This window comes from Streptomyces sp. NPDC048106 (assembly GCF_040706415.1).
Taxonomy (GTDB): Bacteria; Actinomycetota; Actinomycetes; order Streptomycetales; family Streptomycetaceae; genus Streptomyces.
Map to the genome: position 1 here is coordinate 135,592 of NZ_JBEZND010000010.1, position 23,087 is coordinate 158,678.

Annotated in this window: 22 protein-coding genes; 5 read left to right on the forward strand and 17 right to left on the reverse strand. The window is 69.4% G+C overall.

Annotated features, from left to right (window positions below; genetic code table 11):
- Positions 1-24 precede the first annotated feature (24 nt).
- The 3 genes from AB0927_RS13475 to AB0927_RS13485 all read right to left on the reverse strand — a co-directional run bounded on the left by AB0927_RS13475 (position 25) and on the right by AB0927_RS13485 (position 3,519).
- A complete protein-coding gene (locus AB0927_RS13475) occupies positions 25-2,253 on the reverse strand; it encodes a hypothetical protein (protein WP_366667707.1) in 2,229 nt (742 codons plus the stop codon).
- Between the two features lie 172 nt (positions 2,254-2,425).
- Positions 2,426-2,677, reverse strand: a complete 252-nt coding sequence (locus AB0927_RS13480) for a DUF397 domain-containing protein (protein WP_366667708.1) — start codon at positions 2,675-2,677, stop codon at positions 2,426-2,428.
- Positions 2,674-3,519 carry a helix-turn-helix transcriptional regulator gene (locus AB0927_RS13485; protein WP_366667709.1) on the reverse strand — a complete coding sequence of 282 codons (846 nt, stop codon included), beginning with the start codon at positions 3,517-3,519 and terminating at the stop codon, positions 2,674-2,676. The genes AB0927_RS13480 and AB0927_RS13485 overlap by 4 nt, the downstream gene beginning before the upstream one ends.
- A 129-nt stretch (positions 3,520-3,648) precedes the next feature.
- Here AB0927_RS13485 and AB0927_RS13490 point away from each other — a divergent pair, with 129 nt between their 5' ends.
- On the forward strand, positions 3,649-4,113 hold the full coding sequence (locus tag AB0927_RS13490) for an ATP-binding protein (RefSeq protein ID WP_366667806.1): 465 nt from the start codon (positions 3,649-3,651) through the stop codon (positions 4,111-4,113).
- A 48-nt stretch (positions 4,114-4,161) separates the two neighbouring features.
- Here the strand turns inward: AB0927_RS13490 and AB0927_RS13495 are convergent, their stop codons facing one another.
- Positions 4,162-4,758 (reverse strand): DUF3592 domain-containing protein, encoded by a 597-nt coding sequence (locus tag AB0927_RS13495; RefSeq protein WP_366667710.1) that lies wholly within the window; start codon positions 4,756-4,758, stop codon positions 4,162-4,164.
- Positions 4,759-4,865: 107 nt separating this feature from the next.
- On the opposite strand from AB0927_RS13495, the gene AB0927_RS13500 reads away from it, so the two are divergent.
- Positions 4,866-5,330, forward strand: coding sequence for a GNAT family N-acetyltransferase (locus AB0927_RS13500; RefSeq protein WP_366667711.1), 465 nt, complete (start codon positions 4,866-4,868; stop codon positions 5,328-5,330).
- Positions 5,331-5,406: 76 nt separating this feature from the next.
- On the opposite strand, the gene AB0927_RS13505 is transcribed toward AB0927_RS13500, so the two are convergent.
- Complete coding sequence (locus tag AB0927_RS13505) at positions 5,407-6,279, reverse strand: aldo/keto reductase family oxidoreductase (RefSeq protein ID WP_366667712.1); 873 nt, start codon at positions 6,277-6,279, stop codon at positions 5,407-5,409.
- A gap of 128 nt (positions 6,280-6,407) precedes the next feature.
- Here AB0927_RS13505 and AB0927_RS13510 point away from each other — a divergent pair, with 128 nt between their 5' ends.
- Entirely contained in the window at positions 6,408-6,851 is a 444-nt protein-coding gene (locus tag AB0927_RS13510) for a helix-turn-helix domain-containing protein (RefSeq protein ID WP_366667713.1), read from the forward strand.
- A gap of 677 nt (positions 6,852-7,528) precedes the next feature.
- On the opposite strand, the gene AB0927_RS13515 is transcribed toward AB0927_RS13510, so the two are convergent.
- The 4 genes from AB0927_RS13515 to AB0927_RS13530 are packed head-to-tail and all read right to left on the reverse strand — an operon-like array spanning position 7,529 to position 11,652.
- Positions 7,529-8,560, reverse strand: coding sequence for a UDP-N-acetylmuramate dehydrogenase (locus tag AB0927_RS13515; RefSeq protein WP_366667714.1), 1,032 nt, complete (start codon positions 8,558-8,560; stop codon positions 7,529-7,531).
- Between the two features lie 10 nt (positions 8,561-8,570).
- Complete coding sequence (locus AB0927_RS13520; RefSeq protein WP_366667715.1) at positions 8,571-9,605, reverse strand: serine hydrolase domain-containing protein; 1,035 nt, start codon at positions 9,603-9,605, stop codon at positions 8,571-8,573.
- Entirely contained in the window at positions 9,596-10,873 is a 1,278-nt protein-coding gene (locus tag AB0927_RS13525) for a UDP-N-acetylglucosamine 1-carboxyvinyltransferase (protein ID WP_366667716.1), read from the reverse strand. The genes AB0927_RS13520 and AB0927_RS13525 overlap by 10 nt, the downstream gene beginning before the upstream one ends.
- Positions 10,874-10,920: 47 nt before the next feature.
- A complete protein-coding gene (locus AB0927_RS13530; protein ID WP_366667717.1) occupies positions 10,921-11,652 on the reverse strand; it encodes a hypothetical protein in 732 nt (243 codons plus the stop codon).
- A 242-nt stretch (positions 11,653-11,894) separates the two neighbouring features.
- Here AB0927_RS13530 and AB0927_RS13535 point away from each other — a divergent pair, with 242 nt between their 5' ends.
- Positions 11,895-13,232, forward strand: a complete 1,338-nt coding sequence (locus tag AB0927_RS13535) for a helix-turn-helix transcriptional regulator (RefSeq protein WP_366667718.1) — start codon at positions 11,895-11,897, stop codon at positions 13,230-13,232.
- Positions 13,233-13,281: 49 nt separating this feature from the next.
- Here AB0927_RS13535 and AB0927_RS13540 read toward each other — a convergent pair whose 3' ends face one another.
- The 5 genes from AB0927_RS13540 to AB0927_RS13560 form a co-directional block, all read right to left on the reverse strand.
- On the reverse strand, positions 13,282-13,743 hold the full coding sequence (locus AB0927_RS13540; RefSeq protein ID WP_366667719.1) for a hypothetical protein: 462 nt from the start codon (positions 13,741-13,743) through the stop codon (positions 13,282-13,284).
- A gap of 94 nt (positions 13,744-13,837) precedes the next feature.
- On the reverse strand, positions 13,838-15,661 hold the full coding sequence (locus AB0927_RS13545) for an alpha/beta hydrolase (protein WP_366667720.1): 1,824 nt from the start codon (positions 15,659-15,661) through the stop codon (positions 13,838-13,840).
- Between the two features lie 7 nt (positions 15,662-15,668).
- Complete coding sequence (locus tag AB0927_RS13550) at positions 15,669-16,127, reverse strand: hypothetical protein (RefSeq protein WP_366667721.1); 459 nt, start codon at positions 16,125-16,127, stop codon at positions 15,669-15,671.
- A 215-nt stretch (positions 16,128-16,342) separates the two neighbouring features.
- Positions 16,343-16,729, reverse strand: a complete 387-nt coding sequence (locus AB0927_RS13555; RefSeq protein WP_366667722.1) for a hypothetical protein — start codon at positions 16,727-16,729, stop codon at positions 16,343-16,345.
- A 134-nt stretch (positions 16,730-16,863) separates the two neighbouring features.
- Positions 16,864-17,523, reverse strand: a complete 660-nt coding sequence (locus AB0927_RS13560) for a serine/arginine repetitive matrix protein 2 (protein ID WP_366667723.1) — start codon at positions 17,521-17,523, stop codon at positions 16,864-16,866.
- A 61-nt stretch (positions 17,524-17,584) separates the two neighbouring features.
- Here AB0927_RS13560 and AB0927_RS13565 point away from each other — a divergent pair, with 61 nt between their 5' ends.
- On the forward strand, positions 17,585-18,541 hold the full coding sequence (locus tag AB0927_RS13565; protein WP_366667724.1) for a toxin glutamine deamidase domain-containing protein: 957 nt from the start codon (positions 17,585-17,587) through the stop codon (positions 18,539-18,541).
- A 4-nt stretch (positions 18,542-18,545) separates the two neighbouring features.
- Here the strand turns inward: AB0927_RS13565 and AB0927_RS13570 are convergent, their stop codons facing one another.
- The 3 genes from AB0927_RS13570 to fusA form a co-directional block, all read right to left on the reverse strand.
- A complete protein-coding gene (locus tag AB0927_RS13570; RefSeq protein WP_366667725.1) occupies positions 18,546-19,475 on the reverse strand; it encodes a hypothetical protein in 930 nt (309 codons plus the stop codon).
- Between the two features lie 127 nt (positions 19,476-19,602).
- On the reverse strand, positions 19,603-20,796 hold the full coding sequence (gene tuf, locus AB0927_RS13575; protein WP_366667726.1) for an elongation factor Tu: 1,194 nt from the start codon (positions 20,794-20,796) through the stop codon (positions 19,603-19,605).
- Positions 20,797-20,951: 155 nt separating this feature from the next.
- Positions 20,952-23,078, reverse strand: a complete 2,127-nt coding sequence (gene fusA / locus AB0927_RS13580; protein ID WP_366667727.1) for an elongation factor G — start codon at positions 23,076-23,078, stop codon at positions 20,952-20,954.
- Positions 23,079-23,087: the final 9 nt, after the last annotated feature.

A 23,087-nucleotide genomic window follows, 5' to 3' on the forward strand; every position in this document is an offset into this window, starting at 1 on the left:
CCGTCGAAGGCCGTCGCGCGCCGGTCAGCGGTCGGCGCGGAGCGTGCTCAGGGTCCGGTCACGTCCGTGCGCGTAGTCGTCCTGACCCGCGTGGACGTAGTACTTCGTCCAGTCGCTGTCGACTGCATGACCGCGGCTGTCCGCCCACGACCTGACCAGCTTCTCGACGTCGTGCTGGCCGGCGTCGTAGGTCTTGGCGTTCTGCTCGGTCGCGGCGAGGTTCGCCTCCGCCACGTGCTCCTTGTTCGACTCGTACGCCCACACGTCGAGCGACTTCTGGCTGAGGTCTCCCACGGGGCTGAGGTCCGACACCGGGTTGAACATCAGCGCCGTGCTGAGGGAGGTGCCGAGGCCGTGGTTGAAGTCGGCGGCCCACTGCGTCTTCTTGAACCGCTCGTCGTAGATGATGTCCGACCGGACGCCGTCATAGGCGCCCATGGCGCGGGACGACTCCACGATGCGGTCCCGGATCGTCTTGTCGCCGGCGTCCGGCGGGATCGTGTCCAGGACGTGGTGCGCGTACTGCTGCTCGGACCCGTAAAGGTGCCCGAACGCCTCCGGGTCGTTGGCGATACCGCGCATGACGGCGGCGAGCCGCTGATGGCCCACGGCCAGGTGGGCGCCGTCCTTGTCGCTCCAGACGGAACCCGGGCTGTCCCAGTCGACGTCGTACTTCGAGGACGACTCCGCGTAGGTCTCGTGGGTGTCGGCGGTGTACGACGTCATGATGTGAGCCAGCGGCTGGACGAGGTTCGTCGGCAGGTTCTGGGCGTGCTTGTCGGTGTACAGCGTGTTGATCGTCTCCTGGAGGATGCGGGCCTGCGGCTCGCTGTGCTCGCCGATCGGGTGGTAGCCGCCGGGCGCCTGGCCGGTCGTCGCGGCCTCCAGGGCCGCGCCGAAGCCCTTGCGGACGTCGCCGTCCTCCCCCATGACCGGCATGCCCGTCGTGGAGCCACCGGGCGGGGTCGCGAAGTGGTCCACGACCGTGTCCCAGTCCCGGCCGTGGAGCAGGTACTTCAGGTTGTCGTTGTGGGCCGGGTCCAGGTAGTCGGTGCTCGTCTTCGGGTCGTGCGACATGATGCCGAGCACGCCGTCGAGCGGGTCGTTGGCGAACCAGCCCCGGTCATTGCCGCTGAACTTGTCCCGCAGACCCCAGATGGACTCGGTGTGGCCCTGGGCGGTGTAGGACTCCTCGGCGTGCCGGATGTCGTCGGCGGTGTCCTCCAGGAACTGCCCGTTGTAGCCGTGTCCCTGCTGCATCAGGGTGACGAGGCTCTGGTAGCCGCGGACCTTCTCGTCCGGGATGGGGCTGAGGCCGTCGACCTTGAACTGCTCGGTCCCGGCCTTCCGCATGTCCGCGCGAAAGTGCTGGTAGAAGGCCGAGTGCGGGTCCTGGGTCGCGGTCGCCAGCGTGGTGGCGAGCCCCTTCTGGATGTCCAGATACTGCCCGCTGTGCTGCTTGTCGTCGTGGTAGGCGAGACCGTCGAGGCTGTTGGAGAGCTGGAGGGTGTTCTTGGCGCCCAGCTCGTCCAGCAGGGTCTGGCTGAACGCCTTGTCGCCGGAGTTGTCGTGGAAGAGGCGCTGCAACTCCTTGTAGTCGGCCGGCGAGGCATCGCCCCTGTTGACGCGCTGCGCGATGTCCTTGGCCTCGTCGGCCTCGTACTTCTCGATGTCACCCTGGGCCTTGCCGTTGAACTCGGGGCCCTGGCCGTCGTTCCACACCGGGCCCTGGACCACGGCCGTGAAGGCGATCTCGACGCCCTTGTCGGCGTCGTCCACGTTCTGCACGCACTGGTCGATGCGGGCCTGCCAGGAGGCGACGGACTCGCGTACGGCCTTCTGCTCGTCGGGGTCGTGCAGATAGGCCATCCGCACGTCCTCGCTGAGCCTGCCGGTGTCGTACGAGACCACGCCCTGGTCCGACACCTTCATGCCCTTGGCGATCGCGTCGTCCCGGGCCGCCTCCAGCTTCTTGCGCAGGTCCACGAACTGGGTGTGGGCGTCCCGGAGGAGCGAGGCGATGGCCTTGGCCTCGGTCTGGGCGTCCTGGAACTCCGTGAGCCGGATCCCGAAGCGCGCGTTGGCGGCCTGCTGGCTCTCACCGACCCAGGTCGGGCGCAGGGTGACGCCGTGCACGTCCTTCCGGTAAGCGGTCTCCTGCTTGTTGAGCTCCGTCGCCATGCCGTCCCAGCGGGTGGCGGCCGTGGTGAGCGCGGACAGGTCTGTCGTCAGGATCTCGTGGTAGGTCGGCATAACTCCCCCGTTGCATGCGGTGGCGTAGGAGTGGGCCCGGCTGTGCGTCAGCGCGCCGACGGCGGCGGCGGCCCGGCGCCGCCCGGGTACTGGTTGAGCCGCACTCCAACGGCATGTCCGCACGGTAACAAATACCCCTACGCCATAGGGGAGTTGGAATGTCGCGGGTCTGTCAGCGTTCGGCGGCGTACGTAACGAAGGCGCTCCAGGTGCCGGGGCCGACGGTGAGGCAGGGACCCTCGGTGTTCTTGGAGTCGCGGATGTGGATGGTGGCGGGGGTGGGGGCGATCTCGACGCAGTCGTTGCCGTTGCTGCTGTCGCTGTAGCTGCTCTTGCGCCAGGCGAGGGCCAGTTCCACGCAGTCGTTGCCGTTGCTGCTGCTGCTGTAGCTGCTCTTGAACCAGTGGAGTTCCGGGGTGCTCATAGTTCTCCCAGTGCTTGCTCGATGAAGACCAGAGACTCCTCTGGTGTGAGCGCCTGAGCCCGGATGATGCCATAGCGCAGGTCGAGGAGCCTGAGTTGCCTGGGGTCCGAGACCGGACGCCCCGAGAAGTCGCCATCAGCACGACCCATTCCCGTACCATCGGCAAACTTCAGCACCTGGATCCGACCCCCCGTTCCAGGGTGATTGGGACGGCCGGTCGGCATCACCTGGAGGTCCACGAACGGCAACTGGGCGACCTCCAGCATGTGTTCGAGCTGTCGGCGCAGCACCATTGTGTCCCCGATCGGGCGGCGCAGCGTCACCTCTTCGTGGACGAAGCTCAACTCCGGCGAAGGTGACCGATCGAAGACGGACTTCCGGGCCATGCGGGCCCCCACCATGCGTTCCAACTGGTCGGTCGAGTAGGCGGGACGCCAGGTCCGCAGGAGCGCTCGCGAGTACTCCTCCGTCTGGAGCAGGCCGTGGATGTTGTGGTTGCTGTACAGCGACATCTCCACCGCCCGCCCCTCCAGCTCCGCCAGTTCCCGGATCTTCTTCGGGTACCGCGCCTTCCTCATGTCCTCCATGAAGGCCCGCAGATGCCCCTGCGCCTTCAGGAGCGTGTCCGCCCGGTCCAGGAACTCCGGCCGGGGAATCCTCGCCCCTCGCTCGATCTTGCGGATCATGTCCTCGCCGTACCCCATGGCCTCGGCCAGCTCGACCACGGTCAGTCCGGCCGCCTCCCGGCACACCCTGAGCAGGCGCCCCACCGCCTGCACTACCGGCTCGATCTCGTCGCCCGGCTCGACGTCCCAACCCGCCTCGTCCACACCCTCGTTCACGGCTCCTCCTCCGGTGCGTGCTCGTACTCGTGACAACGCCCGAGACAGCCGAGACAGCCGAGACAAAGCAGGGACGGTGACCGTACGTACAGGCGCTGTCGCTTACGTAGCGAAGCATGAGCGGGCACGCTGAGTGACGTGAACCAAGAAACCGTCGAGCCGCCGACCGAACACACCCGCCCCACCGGCCACTTCACGCTGCTGCTGTCCCCCACACCCCGCGGCGCCCGACTCGCCCGGCTGCTCGGCGCGGAGCAACTGCGCACCTGGGGGCTCCTCTCGGAGGCTGCCACGCACGTGATCGCCGAGCTCGCGGCGAACGCCGTGACCCATGGCCGGGTGCCCGGCAGATGCTTCCGGCTCACGTTGCGAGTCGCCGACGACACGCTGCGCATCGAGGTCACCGACACGCGCGGCGACCGGCTGCCGCGCTCCCGGCCCGCCGCCGCCGATGCCGAATCGGGTCGTGGTCTGCTCCTCGTGGAGGCACTCGCCGACCGCTGGGGAGCGACCGAGGGCCCGACCCCGCGCAAGACCATCTGGGCCGAACTGAAGACCGACCCCACCGGATCGCTGACGGTCCCGGCCCGGTGACCCGCTCGCCTTGCCGTTCGTCCGGCCCAGTCAGAGTCGGGGCATCCGTCACCCGGACGGAGGAGGCCACCCCATGTTGGTAATCACCGGACCGGGGTCCTGCCGCGGCTCCAGTTGCTGACTGATCAGCAGGAATATGGTGCCGCCCGCGATCAGGGCCGCGGCGAACAGCACGGCGAGGAACGTCAGGCAGGCGGCGCCATCGCTGTCGCCTTCCCGGCGCGCCCTGTCCGGCCGATCGGGCAGGTGGCGAATCGTCAGCCGGTCGCCCGTGACCAGGTCACCCGCCCGGACATGGGCCCGGTGCATGACGCCGTCCGCGGTCTGGAACTCGACGATCGCCTGACGGCTCGACGGCCCGTCCGAGCTCTGATGGACGTATGTCTCCAGACAGACCGCCTCGGCCGTCAGCGCTTTGGTGGCCCACCGGCGACGGCTGCGCACCGCCGCGAACACACCGCTCACCCCGAGGACGATGCCGCCCGGGATCATCACCAGACCCGCGACGAGCGCGGCCGTGTGGATGCCTGAAATCATGGTGTGCGTCCCTCCCCCACAGCGTGACGCCTCGATCCGCGGTTCACGACCACGGATCGGCACAAGCATGCGAGGGTCGGGCATCCGCACCAAGAGGCGGGCGGACACCGGGACGGTTCCATGACGCAACGGCCATACGGTCGCGACACAGCGGCTGGTCGGTTGGAGAAAGGGGGCTGCATCGGTGAATCGGCCCGTGCAAGTATGCCGATGTGATGACGAAGAACAACGGCCGCCTTCGTACCGCGACAGCACGAGATGGTGCCGCGTTGCTCCGGCTCTGGGGGTTGTTGTTCGACGACGACGCGGGCCGACAGGAGCCGTGGAGGCGTCACGCAGCCGAGTGGTTCACCCGTTTCGTGGATGATCGGGACAATGCCCGCTTCCCGGTGATCGAGGTCGAGGGCGTGATCGTCGCCACGGCGATCGGCACTCTCGAACTCGGCGTGCCCAACCCCCAGTGCGCCAAGGGGCGCACCGTGCGCCTCACGAACGTCGTCACCCTGACCGAACACCGTGGATACGGCTACGGAACGGCGCTCGTTCTCGACGTACTGAATTGGGCCAGGTCCATTGACGCCGACCGCGTCGACCTGAGCGCCACCGCGGAAGGCAAGCGCCTGTACGACAAGGTCGGCTTCACCCTGACTGCGGCCCCGCGGATGAAATTCGTCTTGTGAGCCTGCGCGGACAGGTGATCACGGGGGAGACCTGCGCCCGGTTTGTCCGGTCCACCCGCTGGGGAGCGGCGTGGGGTCAGTGGCCGATCTTTTCGAGCTCGGCGAGATCGTCGTCGGAGAGCGGGAGTCCCGCGCCGGCGACGTTCTCGCGCAGGTGTGTCACCGACGAGGTGCCGGGGATCAGCAGGATGTTCGGCGACCGCTGCAGCAGCCAGGCCAGGGCGACCGACATCGGCGTCGCGTCCAACCGGGTGGCCACGGCCGTGAGCGCCGAGGACTGCAGCGGGGTGAAGCCGCCGAGGGGGAAGAAGGGCACGTAGGCAATGCCCTGCTCGGCGAGTTCGTCGATCAGATCGTCGTCGTGGCGGTGGGCGAGGTTGTACATGTTCTGCACGCACACGATCGGTGCGATCGAGCGTGCCTCGGCGACCTGTTCCGCTGTCGCGTTGCTCACGCCGAGGTGCCGGATCAGGCCCTGCCGCTGGAGGTCGACGAGCGCCCCGAACGCCTCCGCGAGCGAACCGGGCAGGGGGCCTTGGGCGTCACCGAGCCGGAGGTTGACCACGTCCAGCGTGTCGAGGCCGAGGTTCTCCAGGTTCTCGGTGACGGCCCGGCGCAGCTCGTCGGGCTTGCGTGCCGGAGGCCAGCCTCCCTGCTCGTCCCGGGTCGCGCCGACCTTGGTCACGATGTGCAGCGAGTGGGAGTACGGGTGCAGCGCTTCCCGGATCAGCCGGTTGGTGATGTGCGGCCCGTAGGCGTCGGCGGTGTCGATGTGGGTGATGCCGAGGCCGGCGGCCTCGCGCAGGACGGCGAGTGCGCCGTCGCGGTCGGCCGGCGGACCCATGACCCAGGGGCCGGCGAGCTGCATGGCGCCGTAGCCGAACCGAGTGACGGTCAGGTCGCCCAGGGTCCAAGTGCCGCCGGGAAGCGAGGCGGAGGGGGTGTGCATGATGTGCCTTTCCTGTCGGCCAGGGATGATGTCTAGCGGCGCCTTGCACCACTATTGGTGCGTAGCTTCTACTTAGGAAGTAGGCACTTCGAAGTGCGTAAGGCACCCGCGAGTGAGAGGAACGGTCCATGGCGACGATGACGGCGGCCCAGCAAAGGGCACAGGCCAAGGTGGAGTACGACGCCTTCGTGGCGGCCTGTCCCAGCCGCAAGCTGCTCGACCGGATCTCCGACAAGTGGGTCACGCTGGTCCTGGCCGCGCTCGGTAGCGACAGCGCGCATCGGCCCGGTGCCGACTGCGCCGGCGGCCCCCGGACGATGCGTTACTCGGAACTGCAGCGCCTGCTGGCCGGCGTCAGCCAGAAGATGCTCACCCAGACGCTGCGCTCCCTGGAGCGCGACGGCCTGGTGTCCCGCACCGTGGTGCCGACCGTGCCGGTCACGGTCTCCTACGAGCTGACCGAGCTCGGCCTGTCGCTGTACGAGACGATGCGCGGCCTCAAGGCCTGGGCCGAGACGCACATGGACGACGTGCTGGCCAACCGCGAGACCTACGACACCCGCGTCGCCTGAACCACAGCAGGGTTGCCGATCAGCGCCGAACGGTCCGCGCGTAAGAGGCCGGGCAGATGGACGGGACTCAAGGACGCCGCTTCGGGCGGTCGTCCCAGCGGTGGGTGGCCCAGGCACGGCGGACCGCGGGGCGCTCGGGCAGCAGCGCCACGAATTGATCCCACAGCGGGTCGGTCATCCATGCTGGAAGAACGGGCACAGGTCTCCCCGTGATCACAGAGCATCGCAACTCATGATCACGGAGACCTGGGCGCGCCTCACTGCCCGGGACCCCACCCCGCCTATCCGCGCAGCCTCTGTAGCGCTTTCAAGTCGCCCGCCGGCGCCCGTGTCGACATCAAGGCCCTCGCAGCCCACTTCCCCGAGGGCGAGACGCGTATCGCCATTGCCTGCGCAGAGCACACGGCTACCTGGCGCGCACCCGCCCAACACCTCCCCAACGGCCGGATCGTCATGCACACGGTGGCGTACAACCAGCCCCTGACCGCCACCGGTCCGAAACCGCCCACTGCTCCCCGACGGCCTCGGCGGGTCCCCTCAACGTGTTCCCAAGGCCGTACGCCGCACCCTGGCCGCGAACCTGCCACCCAATCCGCTTTCCCCGATGGGCGTATGAGACTCGGCTCGGCCGGAACGGGTGCAGGCCCCTCACGGCTCGCTGTCTTCCCCAGCGGCAGTCACGTCCTCGCCCCCGCCTGCGGCCGCACAGGCTCCGGGCGCAGTGTGATCCCCGAAGCCTCCCGCACTGTCCCCGCCATACGGTGCAGGCCGGCAAGGAATGAGCTGGCTGTCGCCCCGTCCCGGGCGGTAACGGTCAGCGTGCGGCTCGTCGAGCAGTACACCCCCAGTCCGACGTGCGCATTGGGGCCGTAGCCACTCTGCTCCAGGAGCCAGCCGGCGCTCGCCCGCAGCACGCCGTCGCCGTCGCGATGCACGCGGCCGCCCGCCGCGCACACCTCCCTTGCCTGTGCGCTGTTGACAGGCGGGTTCAGGAACACGCTGCCGGCCTGCCGCGCGTCCGGTCCGCTCCCTGGCAGGGACAGTCCGCGTGCGTTGCGGTCAGCGATGACACCGGCCGCGGCTTCTTCAAGTGGCGGCCGGGAACCGAGCGGTACGTCGAGCGCCTGAGCCAAGTGCCCGTACATCACCGGGGCGGCCCGGTCGCTCCGCGTCAGACGCAGGGTGACGGCCAGGATCGCCCATCGGCCCGGCCGCGTCCTGAACACCGAGGAGCGGTAGCGGAACTGACAGGCCGCAGGATCGAGCAGCTCCGTGCGCTCACGCTCCCAGTCCCAGACGGCCACCGATGTGGAACAGTCCGCTATCTGCTGCCCGTACGCTCCAGTGTTCTGTACCGGGGCTGCCCCGACCGTGCCCGGGATGCCGCCCAGGTATTCGACACCGGACAAGCCTTCGGCTACGGCGTACGCCACCAGGCGGCCCAGCGGCTCGCCGGCCTGCACAGTCAGCTCCACCTGACCGTCGCCGACCGGGCGGGCAGTGATACCGCGGGTCGCCACACGGACCACCGCGGCCGGGTAACCGGCATCATCGGCAAGGATGTTGCTCCCTCCGCCGAGAACGAACGGCCGCCGCCCCGCCAAGGCCCGGACGACCTCGCCCCAGGAGGCGGGGTCGGTATGGGTGAGCCAGAGGTCGGCGGGGCCGCCGAAGCGGAGAGTCGTGTGATCGGCCAATAGCTCACCCATGAGTCTCTCCTCAGACGGCACCGATCGTTTTCAGTGCGAGGCCCCGCAACGGAGCGATCCGCTTACGGGCGGCCCCGCAGTAGACGGCATTCGTGGCGATCGCCAGGTAGCGGCCGGACTCAGGCGCCAGGTAGAGGCTGGTGCCGGTGAACCCGTGGTGGTACGCCACCGGACCCGCGAGGATCCACGACAAGCCACGGTCCAGGCCCGGCTCGATGGATGCCTGCGGAACGAGGCTCGCCCGCAGCCACACGCCGAGAGACCCGGTGCCGCCTTCCCGGGAGGCGGTCAGCAGCGCCTGCGCGTACCGGCCCAGGTCCCCGGCGGTGGAGAACACGCCGGCGTGTCCGGCCACGCCGCCCAGGAGCCCCGCGTTGTCGTCGTGCGGTGCGCCCCAGATCCGCGGCGCGCCGGGGATGCGCTGTTCGGTCGGCGCCACCGCGGGGCCGCGGCCGACCGGCCCGTACACCGTGTCGGTCAGCCCGAGGTCCCGCCACAATTCGGCGGCGAGCACGTCGAGCGGACGGCCGTGGACGTGGGTAAGCGCCAGGCCGAGCAGGATGTAGCCCCGGTTGATGTAACGGTGATGGCCGGGAGCTTCCTCCAACGGTTCGCGGCACAGCAGCTCGTGCAGCGGCGCCCGCGCGCCCCGGTAGGCATCGAGCCGGGTCACAGCCCGCAGCCCCGCGGTGTGCGTGATCAGTTCGCGTACCGTCGCCTCACCGCTCGGTGCCTCGCCACTGATCGCAGGCAGGTAGTTCCGTACCGGCTGGTCCAGGTCGAGGAGCCCGGCCTGCACGGCATGACCGACCAGCGGCCACGTGGCCAGGACCTTGGTGAGCGAGGCGACGTCGTACACCGTGGTCTCGGTCGGAGCGGTATCGCCCGTTTCCGGGGCGACTTGGCCGGCGGCCAGGACGTCGCGCCGCCCGTCGGCGGTGCCGCACACGATGACGCCGCCGGGGGTCGCGCCGTCGGCGATGACCTCGCCGAGTGTGTCGCGCAGTCGGGTCACGTCGTCGTCGGTGAACGGGATCACGGGCATGGGCGGGCCTCCGAGACGGTGGTGATGTCGGCCCCCAGCGTGGCCAGGTTGGACAGCAGGTGGCCGTAGCCGCGCCGGAGGTGGTACATGCCGCGGATCGTAGAAGTGCCGTCGGCCGCGAGCGCGGCGAGTAGCAGAGCTGTGACAGCGCGGATGTCCGCCGCCCCCACGTCCGCTGCCGTCAGCCGGGACGCACCGTGCACGAGGACCACCGGCCCCTGCGAGGACACCGCCGCGCCCAACGCGACCAGGCCAGGCAGGTGCGTTTTCCGCTGCGTGTATACCCGCTCGGCGATGTGCGACAGGCCGCGTGCCTGCGTGAGCATCGCCGCCAACTGCGGCGCGGTGTCCGTCGGCAGTCCCGGATGCGGACCGGTCTCCGTCTTCACCGCGCGCAGCGGATCCACCAACGCCATGTGTACGGCGCCGTCGGCCCCGTCCGCCAAGAGCACGCCGGCGTCGCTGAGCACGGTAGTGAGCCCAGCGGGGAGATCAGCGGTGGTGATGCCGCCCAGGGTGACGCTGCCGCCCGTCGCGGCAGCAGCCATGATCATGGTCGCTGCCTCGATCCGGTCCCCGGCCACGGTGAACTCCCCGCCGGTGATGCACTCCTGGCCCTCGATGTGCAGCCCGGACGCGTCCCGGAGCACCCCGACGCCACGTTCGGTGAGGAACCGGATGGTCTCGGTGACTTCCGGTTCGGTGGAGGGGCTGGTAATCAGGCTGGTGCCGGACGCCTTGGCGGCCAGCAGCAGCGCGGTCACCGTCGCCCCCAGACTCGGCCCGAACGGCGTGCCGACGTCCACCGTGAAGGGCTGCACCCCCTTCGGGCCGCACTGCGCGACCAACCCGCCGTCACTGTCCACGACCGTGGCACCAGCGGCCTCCATCGCCGCCAGGTGCCGGTCGATCAGCCGTGCACAGAACGCATCTCCGCCCGGACGGGGGAACTCCACCCTTCCGCACCGGGCGAGGACTGCTGCGGCCAGAACGCACGTCGTGCGGACCCGGCTCCCCAGCTCCGGATGGATCTCCGCCCGCAGCAAGGTGGCAGGGGCCACCCTGAACTCGTCGCCGACGACGGCCACCTGAGCACCGGTGTGGGCGAGAATCCGCGCGCACACATCTGTGTCGAGGATCGGCGGCGCGGCGCGCAGCACGACCGGGGCGTCCGCCAGGATCGCGGCAGCGTACAGGTGAAGCGCCACGTTCTTGCTGCCCTGCACGTCGATCCGCCCGGCCAGCGAGCGCCCGCCAGTGACCTGCACGACTAAGTCATCCGCTGCGATGAGGGCTGAACCGTTGACCACAGTGCTCACCGGACCCGGGAACCGGAGGGCAACACGCCACCGACCTGGTTGCGCGGATAGATGACCGTGCCGGGTCCGATCAGCGTTCCCGGCGAGAGGATCGTGCCCGCCGGGAGCGCCACACCGTCCCCGACGACCGCCCCGAGCTTGGTCTGTCCGGTCCGGATCCGCTGCCCGTCGAGGGTGATGGAAATCTCCTCCACGGCCGGTTCGGTGACCGGCCCGGTGCAGCGCAGCCCTGTCGTGGAGCAGAAAGCCCCGATGTTGACGCCCCTGCCGAGCACCGAATCTCCCACGAAGCTCTGGTGTTTCATGAAGCAGCCCCCGGCGAGCAGGCTGCGGGCGATCTCCGCCCCGCAGCCGATCCGGCAGTCGGGCCCGATCACGCTGTGGTCGCGCACCAGCGCTCCCCGGGCGACGACGGCCCCGGAGCAGACCAGGACCGGCCCGCACACGCGGGCTCCCGCCTCGATGCGAGCACCGGCCTGGACGATGACCGTGCCGTCCACGTCGGCGCCGGGGGCGATGACCCCCCGTGCATCGGCCGTCAGCCCGGCCGCGTCTGGAGCGTCCAGGGCCAGCGTCATTGCGGCCTTGATGTCGAACACCGTCCGGCAGGCCACCAACAAGTCCTCGATCACGGCCCCGAGCCCAGCCGGTTGGATGTAGTAGCCCGGGGTCAGCCGGACGTCCACGGACGAGGCCGCCGCGGTGAAGGCGGGGTTGGAGAGTCGCATCCAATGCCTCCCAGTTGCCCGAAAGAGGCGGCCCACGGATGCCGGCCGCCGGGCCTCCAGGGCATCGCATCCACGACTACGTCAACAGGCCACAGCCCTAGGACTGCAAAAGGCTTGCATGACATGCAAACCGGCTCCCATCACCCGTAACCGCCCTAGTCTGGGCGCAGCACAGCCTCGGCTGACACGGGGACGGGGTCATGGACGCGGTCGAAAACGCGCAGGCGAAACATGCTGCACAGATGTCACCTGGCGAGCGCGTGCGCAGGACACGCCGCGCCCAGGGCATGTCACTCGTACAGCTCGGGGTCCGCACCGGTTACTCCGCGGCGCAGGTTTCTCGCCTCGAACGAGGCAAGTCGCCGATGACCGACGTCGACGTCCTGCGGCGCTTCGCTCTCGCCCTCGGCATCCCGCCCCAGGAGCTCGGCCTGGCACCCATACCAGCTGCGCCGCCGCCCCGGCCCGGTATGCCGACCGGCCCGTATCCACGGCTCCCTGCCCCTACTGTGGACAACCCAGGGCGTGGGGACGGTGAGGACGCGGTGGACCGACGGAAGTTGCTCGCTGATCTGGCGGTCACCGCCGCGGCGGCCGTCGGCGCGCCCGTCATCGGCAGCGGCTCCGCGAAAGCCGACGGCGCCCGCCTCGGAGATCTCCTCGTCGCCGGTCTGCGCGACGCGATGCTCGGCCTTGGCGCCGACCCCGCGGACCCGGCCCCCGACCAGCTGGCCACAGAACTGAGCCGTGCCACCGCCAGCTACAACGCATCCGACTATTCCGGCCTCGCGGCGCGCCTGCCCCGCCTCCTGCGAGCAGGCCACCAAGCCGTCGGCAGCGACCACTACCCCGTGCTCGCCCACACCTACCTGCTGGCCACGCGCGCCCTCATCAAGCTCGATGCCTCCGATCTCGGCTGGATGGCAGCCGACCGGGCCCGCCAGCTCGCCCAGGCCACGGGCGCGCCCCTCGCCGTCGCCGAGGCCGCCCGCCAGCAGGCCGTGCTCGCCCGCCAAGCCGGATGGCGCGACCAGGCCCTCGCGCTCGCTCTCAACGCCGCTGCCGAACCGGCCCTCGCGGCGGCCGGGAAAGCCGGCGCCGCCCAGCGCGGCCTGCTGATCCAGTGCGCCGCGTACACCGTCGCCCACGAAGGCGACCAGAAGGGCATGCGGCAGCTCACCATGGAAGCCGCCGCCATTGCCAAGACCCTCGTCGCCGGCACTCATCTCAAGGACACTGCGGGCGGATTCAACAACGCCACCGTCCAGCTCCACCTCATCAGTGCCGAATACAAGGCCGGTGATCCGTCAGCGGCCATCGCCGCCGCAGACGCCCTCGATCCCAGGCTCCTGCCCACGGTCGAACGCCGGTCCCTCTACTACATGGACCGAGCGCGTGCCTACGCCCGGTGGGAGCGCCGCGACGAGTGCATCGCCGCCCTCCTCGAAGCCGAGCGCCTCGCTCCCGAGGAAACCCACGCTCGCCCCGCCGTCAAAGCGATGATCAACGGATTGCTCGTGTCGGGCCGCACCACCCCAGAACTCCGAGGTCTCGCAGCACGCGCCGGAGTCCTCGCCTGAGCCCCATGCCACTGACCTCAGGCTGATCTCGCCCAGAGGAACGAGCCGCTCAGAAGTGTTCGACCTCCTGGCCGTCCGGGACCTTGTAGCAGCCGGACACGACATGCAGGCTCAGCTTCGGTGGGTCGTTCTTGGACATCTGGACGATGTTGACGCCGGCCTTCTGCCCGTCGTTGTCGGCGGTCAGGTTGATGTTCCTGTTCTTGCTGGTGTCCGGGCCGTACGTGACGATCTTCCAGCCGTGCTTGGGCAGTTCGGTCTTGAGCCGCTCCATCGCCACGTCGAGGTCCTTCGCCGACGCGGGGTAGAAGCTCCACCAGTGGAAGATCCGGAAGTAGGTCTTCGTGTCCTTCCCCGAGCATTCCGCGACGAACGGGCGGCTGTCGGACGTCTTCCCCTTGACGCCGATCAGGTCGTAGATGCCGCTGGACAGCTTCTCCATCGTGTCGGAGGCGGCACGCGAGGTGCTCGTGCCGGCGAGCGGAGTCGTGTCGGAGTCTTTCTCAGTCATGCCGCATCCAGTGAGGGTGGTCATTACAAGAGGCAGGGCGAGCACACAGGCGCTCAGTCTGGTCTTCACGTCGGTGAGCCTTACGTCGTCGCGGCTACTTCACATGCGCCCACGGGTCGGGCGGCGGCTTCAGCGCCACGTCGTCGCCCTTCCCGACGACGACCAGGGCCTGGTTCTTCAGGCTCTGCGAGGGCCCGTGGGACGTCTCGTCCCAGTAACCGCTGTGTCCTTCGGTGTCCGTGGTCATCTGGTTGGCGCCGAACTCCGGATCGCTGGGGATGAGGAAGCGGTCCCCGCCGTGGCCCCATCGGCCGATGTCCGGAACCACGTCTCCGTCGGCCTCCTCGTTCCACACATGCCCCTTGGGCACGTCCAGCTCGTCCGCGCCGGACACCTTGACCCCGGGGCTGCCGGCGAAGACCAGATCATCGGCGCTGACATGCCCCGTCTGGGCCGCGGCGCCGACGAGTGTCGTCCCGTACGAGTGGGCGATGACCGTACGGTGCGGATCCGTGTCGCCGGTGTGGGAGGCGTCGAGCCCGTCCAGGAAGTTGTCGAACGCCGGTGCCCCGTCGTACGCGTAGTGTTCGAACGGCGCGTCCTTCCAGACGCTGTCCGGTGCGTCGTAGCCGAGCCAGGTGATGGTGGAAACGGACTTTCCGTCGGCCTCGTCGTGAGCCGCGTGCCACACCTTGGTCATCCGGTCGATGTTCCCACCGATGTTGCCCAGCTCCGCCGTCGTACCCGGCACGTAGACCGCCTGGTGATCCGCGGTGTCCGGGTTGCCGTTGGCGATGATCGCGCGGCCGTCGCCTTCCGTGCTGAACCCCAGCAGGTACGCCTCGGGCAGTCCGTTCCGGCCTGTCGCGTCGAAGCGCGTCTGGATCGCGTCCATGCCGTCGAGGGACTTGTGCGCGTTCTTCCGCGCCTCGTCCCAGTCCTTCCACGCCTGCGACTCGACGCTGAGGCCCTTCGGCATGCTCCCGGTGTACGGGTCGATGTAGGGCTGGAACCGCTCGGGCTCCGGATGCTTCTTCAGCCAGGCGTCGTAGTCCAGTTGGGCCTTCGCGTGCGCCTCGTCGAGCACGGTGCGGTTGGCCTGGTCCCGCACGGTGGCGGGGAGTCCGTCGAGCGCGCCGACCGCGTCGGGGTGGACCGACAGGTAGTCCGAGCGCTGCTCGTCGGAAAGGCCCTTCCACCAGGCGGCGTTGTCCTTCGGGCTGCCGTGCTGGGGCGGCTGGGGCAGGGAGCCGAGGTAGTTCTTGCCGGCGTCGCGCACCCCGTCCGTGTCCGACGTGACGTCGATCCAGTCCTTGTCGGAGACCACCAGATCGTCGTCGGCCTTCAGCGCGCGCAGCTTCGGGGCCCACTTCGTGTCCGCGTCCGTGGCCTCCTTCAGAGCGTCACCGATGCGGTCGGCGAACCCGACGGCCTTGCCGAAGTTCGGGTTCGGATGCATGTGGACGGCCTGCCGCTCCAGCGCCGCCGACGTCGGATCCGTCGGGCTGGTGCTCACCCGCACCGTGCCGCCCTCCGGCACCTTGCCGTCGACTTCCTTGCCCCCGGCCGGGAACGTCACCGACCCGTCCGCCCCGACCGTGCAGCCCGCCGCCTTCGCGTCCTCCAGCGCCGCCTCCAGCTTCCGCTTGGCCGCGGCCATGTCGAAAGCGAAGCCGTTCAGCGCGGTGCCCGCCAGCGCGCACTCGGTCTCGGCGTAGTGGAAGTCCTTCGACAGCTCCTTCAGCTCCCGCAGGGTGGCCTTCGCGGTCTCCCCCGAGAGCTGGTTGCGGATCCCCGCCGATATCCGGTTGTCGATCGCTTCCCTGGCCTTGCCCGCCATCTCGCTCGTGGCCCGGTAACCGTCCGCGGCCTCCTGGTACTCGGAGGGCTTGACGGCCTGCAACGCGGCAAGATCCATGACCCGCTCACTTGCCCTTCGCCTGGCCGCCGACGGCCTCGGTGTCCTGGTACTCCGTCTTGATCTTCTGCAGCCCGTCCCGGACGTCTCCGTCGGTCATCGACAGATCGCGCCCCGCGCGCTCCAGCAGGCCGCCCAACTTCCCGCAACGGCCGCTCACATCACCGACGTACTTCTTCCAGGACTCGTAGAGCTCCTTCTGCGCCGCGGCCGACTCGCACCCGGCACCGTCCCCCAGCCCCGCCTGCCCGTGGTCCAGCTTCCCCAGCGCCGTACTCACATCGGCCCGCAGCCCCGTGACATCCCCGCCGGCGGTCGACCACACCTTCCGCTCCGACTTCAGCGGGTCCCCACCACCGGAAGAACCGCCGCTCCCGGCGTCCGGCAGATGGTTCAACCGCATCCGAGTGCCACCGGAACGCGTGGCCGCGTCCGTCTTCAGCCGTTCCCATTCGTCCCAGGGCATGCCCGTGGTCCTCCCCCGTGACCCGCCACCCGCTCCCCGACCGGCTGCCACCGGCGTTCCTGTGCGCGGGCTGTGAACTCCTTCTGAACCCCCTAAATTAGCAGCGCGCAACTTACGGCACGTCCGTTACAGCGACTACGGCAGTTGAGTACCCGTACTCATTGCAGGTGGTTCCCCGCGTTCGCGCCCCCGGGTCTGGACGTCGATGAGGCCGTTCAGTCGGACGAGTACGTGTCCAGGATCGACGTCTTGCGCACCCCGGTGCCCACGTCGATGTCCGTCCCGGTCAGCAGATTGCCCGTGCCCCGCAGGGCCGACTCGTCCAGCATCAGCCGGTTCACCAGGCCCTGGACCTGCTCGCCCCACGTCGTGTGCGCCTTGCGGACGGCGGCGGAGGTGAGCCAGCCGTGCCCGTCCTTGGCGTCGAACGCCTTGATCACGGCGCCCGTCTCGTCGTCCGCCCAGCGTCCCGCCGACGCGGTGTCCGGCTCGATGTCCTTGCGGAGCGCGTCCGCGGCGCCCTTCTTGTCGCCGGGCGCGTGCGCGAGGTCCGGTCCCCCGCCGCCCACGTCGCCCGGCGCCTGGTCGAGCCGCGTTCCCACGGAACGCCCGCCGTCGTTTCCCGATACGGATCCTGACACCGAATAAACCCCCGTCCGCCGTTCCAGCGTGCTTGTACCACGCTAACAACGGCACGCTGAAACAGGGCGGTTCGGTTGCAGAGTCGGTCGCGCCCCTACCGGACCGGCGGCCCCCACTGCGGCGGCGGGGGAGCCCACGCGGTGGTGAGCCGGCGGCGGTGGCGGCCACGGCGGACCGCGGTCACGACGCAGATGCCCGGGACCACGACGGCCGCCGCGAGGAAGCAGCCGATCGCCGCGAAGATGCCGCCGACCATGCCGCCCACCCGGGGCTTGTCGCCGAGGGCGAACTCGGCGGGCACGTCCGAGGTGCAGCCGACCGGGTAGTCGCCGGTGGCCTTCGGGGTGAACTCGAAGACACGTTCCCAGGAGCGGGCTCCGAGAGTGACGCGGAAGGTGCCGTCCGGCGTGGTCAGCGAATCGGCCAGCGCCCGCGGGAGCCGGCAGTCGACGTGTCCCCGCGCGGACTGGGAGACGTAGATCGCCCGGGTCCTCCCCGCCGTGAAAGCGAACGTGCGCTGCGAGCCGCCGGCGAACGTGTGCGCCGTATCGACCGACTTCACCGTGTCCTTGACGGTCAGCACGATGAAGGTGACCCCGGCGCCGACCAGGACGAGGCCCAGCAGAGCCGCCACGACGTACCAGAGGCGCAGTGGCCGCAGGTCCCTCGCCGGGATGACGGGCGGCACGGGCGGCGGGCCGCCGTAGCCGCCGTAGCCGCCGTGCGGTGTTCCCCAGGTATTGGGTATGGACATGACGCCGCATCGTAGAGGAACCATCATGGTGTGTCCGGGGACTTGAGCGGAGGGGGCCCTGATGGTGACCCGAGAGGAAGCCGTGGCGACGGCCGAACGGTGGCTGCGGACGTCGGTGTACCCGCAGCGCGCGGCCTCCGTCGTCATGCTTCCGGAGACGGCGACGTGGTATCCGTACGCCTGGACGGTGGACTTCGACTTCCAGGAGCACCTGGACACCGGGGACCCGGCGCAGGCCCCGTTCTGCCGCCTCGTCGTCGTGCCGCACGACGGTACGGGGGCCCACTGGCCGCCCTCGCACATGCCGACGGAACAGTATCTGGCGACGCGGGCCGCGGAACCGCGGACGGACGACCCCTGGGTGCGCGCCGCCGCCTGGCTGCGCGAGACCTACGGCGCCCTGGTGGAGCTGACCGTGCCGCCGGACCGGCAGCCGGTGTACCAGACGCCCCACGCCTGGCTGATGGGCTGCCGGGCGGTCCCCCAGCCCGGCTTCCCCGACACGCCCATGCTCGCGGCCTCGGTCGTGGTGCCGAAGGACGGCGGCACCCCCTTCCACCCCTCCCCCAGCGACCCGCTCGCCGATCTGGAGGCGCTGGCGCCCGGCACGGCGGCCCACCGGGCGACCGGGCAGCACCTGCACGCCCGCGGCGCTCTCGCCGCCGTGCACTGCGGCATCGACGGCATACCGGTCTCCGCCCTGCCCTGGCGCGCCTTCCACGAGGCCCCCGGCTGGTGGGAGCGGCTCGGGCGGCGCTGCTTCCCGGAGTTCGAGCCGGTCGCCGTGCGCGACTGGGACGACGTGATCGGGGCGGTCGCGGCACCGGGGCCGGACACCCGGGGCGTCGTCTGGGTGCGCCGTCAGCTCCGCGGCCACGAGATCAGCGGGCACCTGCTCTACGTGCACAACAACCAGGGCCGCGTCGTCCTCCTCGACGGCCTGGCCGGCTCGCCGGCCCGGCTCGACCCGCCGCCCCTGCTGCGCGAGTTGGCCCTGCTGCGCGGTCTGCCCCGGTAGCCGGTCAGGAACCGTCGCCCATGGCCAGGTTGTTCGCGCTGAGCAGGTCGCCGTCCGCCGGGAGGCCGAGTGAGGCGCGCAGGGTGCCGACGGCCGGGTCGCGCAGGGAGACGATCAGGCGGTAGGGCGGCGGGCCGGTGATGGTGTTGTGGGAGTCGATGGGCGGTTGCATGGACTCCGCCACGGACTTGCCGTCGTGGCCGGGACACAGGGCCGTCGCGGGGACGGTGACCTCGCCGCCGCCCCCGTCGCTCACATCGATCAGGGCGCCCGCCTGTGCGGCGGAGGGCCAGGTGACGGGCAGGCCGTGGGCGCCGGCCACCAGGCCCTTCGGGCCCTCGATCTCCACCGCCACGCCCTGACCGCCCAGCGTCCGCGAGACCCGGAGCGGTTTCTTCGTGCCCGGGGTGGCGAAGAGCAGGCCGATGGTGAGACGGCCCCCGTCGTCGGGGTTCCATTCGTAGCCGTAGTGGCTCAGCACCAGCCGCGGGCCGGGCTCGGTGGTGCCGGAGGACGGCGGCTCCGGGGCGGACGCGCTCGCCGGGAGCGGGAAGTGGTGGTAGCCCTTGGTGCCGCACCGGTCGCCGTCGGAGGTGCCGCCGCCGGGCAGGGACACCGCCTTGGCCGGGCCGGAGGTGGGCGCCGAGGAGGCCGCGGAGGGCAGCGGGACCAGGCCCATCTCGAAGGCGCCGAAGACGACCACGACCCCGGCCGCGAGCCAGGGTGCCACGCCCGCCAGCCACGCGGTCGCCGGCCTGGTACGCCCCGGCCGGCGCGGGCGGCGGATCCGGGCGCCCCTCAGCCGTGCCCGCGCCCGTGCCGACCGTTCCTTCGGGGCGCTCGCACCGCCCTTCGCGGCGTCTCGCAGGAACGCCTCCCACTGCTCGTCGGACGGGGAATCGTCGGGGCCTTCGGCGGGCGGGACGGTGCTCACGGGCTCACTTTCGTCGGACGGCCGTACCGGAGCGGTGACACGCAGAGAGTATGACGAAGAGGCCCGTACGACCGAAGTCGTACGGGCCTCTCCAAAGGTCGGTCAGTGACCTTCAAGCAAGCGGAACTTACTTGACGATCTTGGTGACCTGGCCGGCGCCCACGGTGCGACCACCCTCACGGATGGCGAACTTCAGGCCCTCCTCCATGGCGACGGGCTGGATCAGCGAGACAGTCATCTCGGTGTTGTCGCCCGGCATGACCATCTCGGTGCCCTCGGGGAGGGTCACAACGCCCGTCACGTCCGTCGTACGGAAGTAGAACTGCGGACGGTAGTTGTTGAAGAACGGCGTGTGGCGGCCACCCTCGTCCTTGGACAGGATGTAGGCCTGCGCCTCGAACTCGGTGTGCGGGGTGACCGAACCCGGCTTGATGATGACCTGGCCGCGCTCGACGTCCTCGCGCTTGATGCCGCGGAGCAGCAGACCGACGTTCTCACCGGCCTGGCCCTCGTCGAGCAGCTTGCGGAACATCTCGATGCCGGTGACCGTGGTGGTGGTCTTCTCGGTCTTGATGCCGATGATGTCGACGGTCTCGTTGACCTTGAGGACACCACGCTCGATACGGCCGGTGACGACCGTACCGCGACCGGTGATCGTGAAGACGTCCTCGATCGGCATCAGGAACGGCTTGTCGACGTCGCGCTCCGGCTCCGGGATCGCGGTGTCGACGGCGTTCATGAGGTCCAGGACGGACTGGGTCCACTGCGCGTCGCCCTCGAGGGCCTTCAGCGCGGAGACACGGACGACCGGCAGGTCGTCGCCCGGGAACTCGTACTCGGAGAGAAGCTCACGGACCTCGAGCTCGACGAGCTCCATGATCTCCTCGTCGTCCACCATGTCGGCCTTGTTCAGGGCGACGACGATGTACGGAACGCCGACCTGGCGGGCCAGGAGCACGTGCTCCTTGGTCTGCGGCATCGGGCCGTCGGTGGCGGCGACCACCAGGATCGCGCCGTCCATCTGCGCGGCACCGGTGATCATGTTCTTGATGTAGTCCGCGTGACCCGGGCAGTCGACGTGGGCGTAGTGACGCGCCTCGGTCTGGTACTCGACGTGCGCGATGGAGATGGTGATACCGCGCTGGCGCTCCTCGGGCGCCTTGTCGATGTTGTCGAACGGGGTGGCCTCGTTCAGGTCCGGGTACGCGTCGTGCAGCACCTTGGTAATGGCGGCCGTGAGGGTCGTCTTACCGTGGTCGATGTGACCGATGGTGCCGATGTTGACGTGCGGCTTAGTCCGCTCGAACTTCGCCTTCGCCACTGGGGTCCTCCTGTGGAGTGGTTCTGTACGCCTTACTTCATCGGCGCCAGGTGATCTTTGCTGGATAGCCCGGAACCCGGGGCATTCATCCTGGTATTCGGCTGAATGCCCCTTGAGGCTCCGGAGTCAAGCCTAAAGCGTGCGAACGCGGTGCGTTACTCGCCCTTGGCCTTCGCGATGATCTCCTCGGCGACGTTCCGCGGAACCTCGGCGTAGGAGTCGAACTGCATCGAGTAGCTTGCGCGACCCGACGTCTTGCTGCGGAGGTCGCCGACGTAGCCGAACATCTCCGACAGGGGCACGAGGCCCTTCACGACGCGGGCACCAGCCCGCTCCTCCATGGCCTGGATCTGGCCACGGCGGGAGTTGATGTCGCCGATGACCTCACCCATGTAGTCCTCGGGCGTGGTGACCTCGACGGCCATCATCGGCTCAAGGAGCACGGGCGAAGCCTTGCGCGCGGCCTCCTTGAAGGCCTGCGAACCGGCGATCTTGAAGGCGAGCTCGGAGGAGTCGACCTCGTGGTAGGCGCCGTCGTGGAGGATGACACGGACACCGGTCATCTCGTAGCCGGCCAGGATGCCGAACTGCATGGCCTCCTGCGCACCGGCGTCGACCGAAGGGATGTACTCCTTCGGGATACGACCACCGGTCACCTTGTTCACGAACTCGTACGAGGTGTCGCCACCCTCGAGCGGCTCGATGCCGATCTGCACCTTCGCGAACTGACCGGTACCACCGGTCTGCTTCTTGTGGGTGTAGTCGACGCGCTCGACGGCCTTGCGGATCGTCTCGCGGTACGCCACCTGCGGCTTGCCGACGTTGGCCTCGACCTTGAACTCACGGCGCATACGGTCGACCAGCACCTCAAGGTGCAGCTCGCCCATACCACCGATGATGGTCTGGCCGGTCTCCTCGTCCGAGTGAACCTGGAAGGACGGGTCCTCCTCGGCGAGGCGCTGGATCGCGACGCCGAGCTTCTCCTGGTCGCCCTTCGACTTGGGCTCGATGGCGACCTGGATGACCGGCGCCGGGAAGTCCATGGACTCCAGGATGACCGGGGCCTTGTCGTCGGACAGCGTCTCACCGGTGGTGGTCTGCTTCAGGCCCATGACGGCGACGATGTCACCGGCGCCCACCGACTCGATCTCCTCACGCTTGTTGGCGTGCATGCGGTAGATCTTGCCGATGCGCTCCTTCTTGCCCTTGACGGAGTTCAGCACCGAGGTGCCGGACTCCAGGCGGCCCGAGTAGACCCGGACGAAGGTGAGCTTGCCGAGGTGCGGGTCGCTCATGATCTTGAACGCCAGCGCGGACAGCGGCTCGTCGTCGGACGGCTTGCGCTTGACGACGACCTCGGGGTCCTTGACGTCGTGGCCTTCGATGGCCTCGATGTCGACCGGCGAGGGCAGGTAGCGCACGACCGCGTCGAGCAGGGGCTGGACGCCCTTGTTCTTGAACGCGGTGCCACAGAACACCGGGGTGACGGTGGTGCCGTCGCTCTTGCCGGACGCGATGGTGATACGACGGATCGCGGCGTACAGCTGCTCCACGGAAGGCTCCTCGCCCTCCAGGTACAGCTCCATGATCTCTTCGTCGTTCTCGGCCACGGCCTCCAGCAGCTTGCCGCGGTACTCCTCGGCAGCCTCGGTGTGAGTGTCCGGGATGTCGACGACGTCGTACATCTCGCCCTTGGTGGCCTCGGCGGACCACACGAAGGCCTTCATCGTCACCAGGTCGACGACGCCCTTGAAGTCCGCCTCGGCACCGATCGGCAGCTGCATGACCAGCGGCTGCGCGCCCAGGCGGTCGACGATCATGTCGACGCAGCGGTGGAACTCGGCGCCGGTGCGGTCGAGCTTGTTGACGAAGCAGATACGCGGCACGCCGTAGCGGTCCGCCTGACGCCACACCGTCTCGGACTGGGGCTCCACGCCGGCGACGCCGTCGAACACCGTCACGGCACCGTCGAGCACACGCAGGGAGCGCTCCACCTCGACGGTGAAGTCGACGTGACCCGGGGTGTCGATGATGTTGATGGTGTGGTCGACGTCTTCCAGCGGCCAGTGACAGGTGGTGGCAGCAGAGGTGATCGTGATGCCACGCTCCTGCTCCTGCTCCATCCAGTCCATGGTGGCAGCGCCGTCGTGGACCTCACCGATCTTGTAGGACACACCGGTGTAGAACAGGATCCGCTCGGTGGTGGTCGTCTTGCCCGCGTCGATGTGGGCCATGATCCCGATGTTGCGGACCCTGGCCAGGTCAAGTGAAGTGGTAGCCATAAGGCTTCA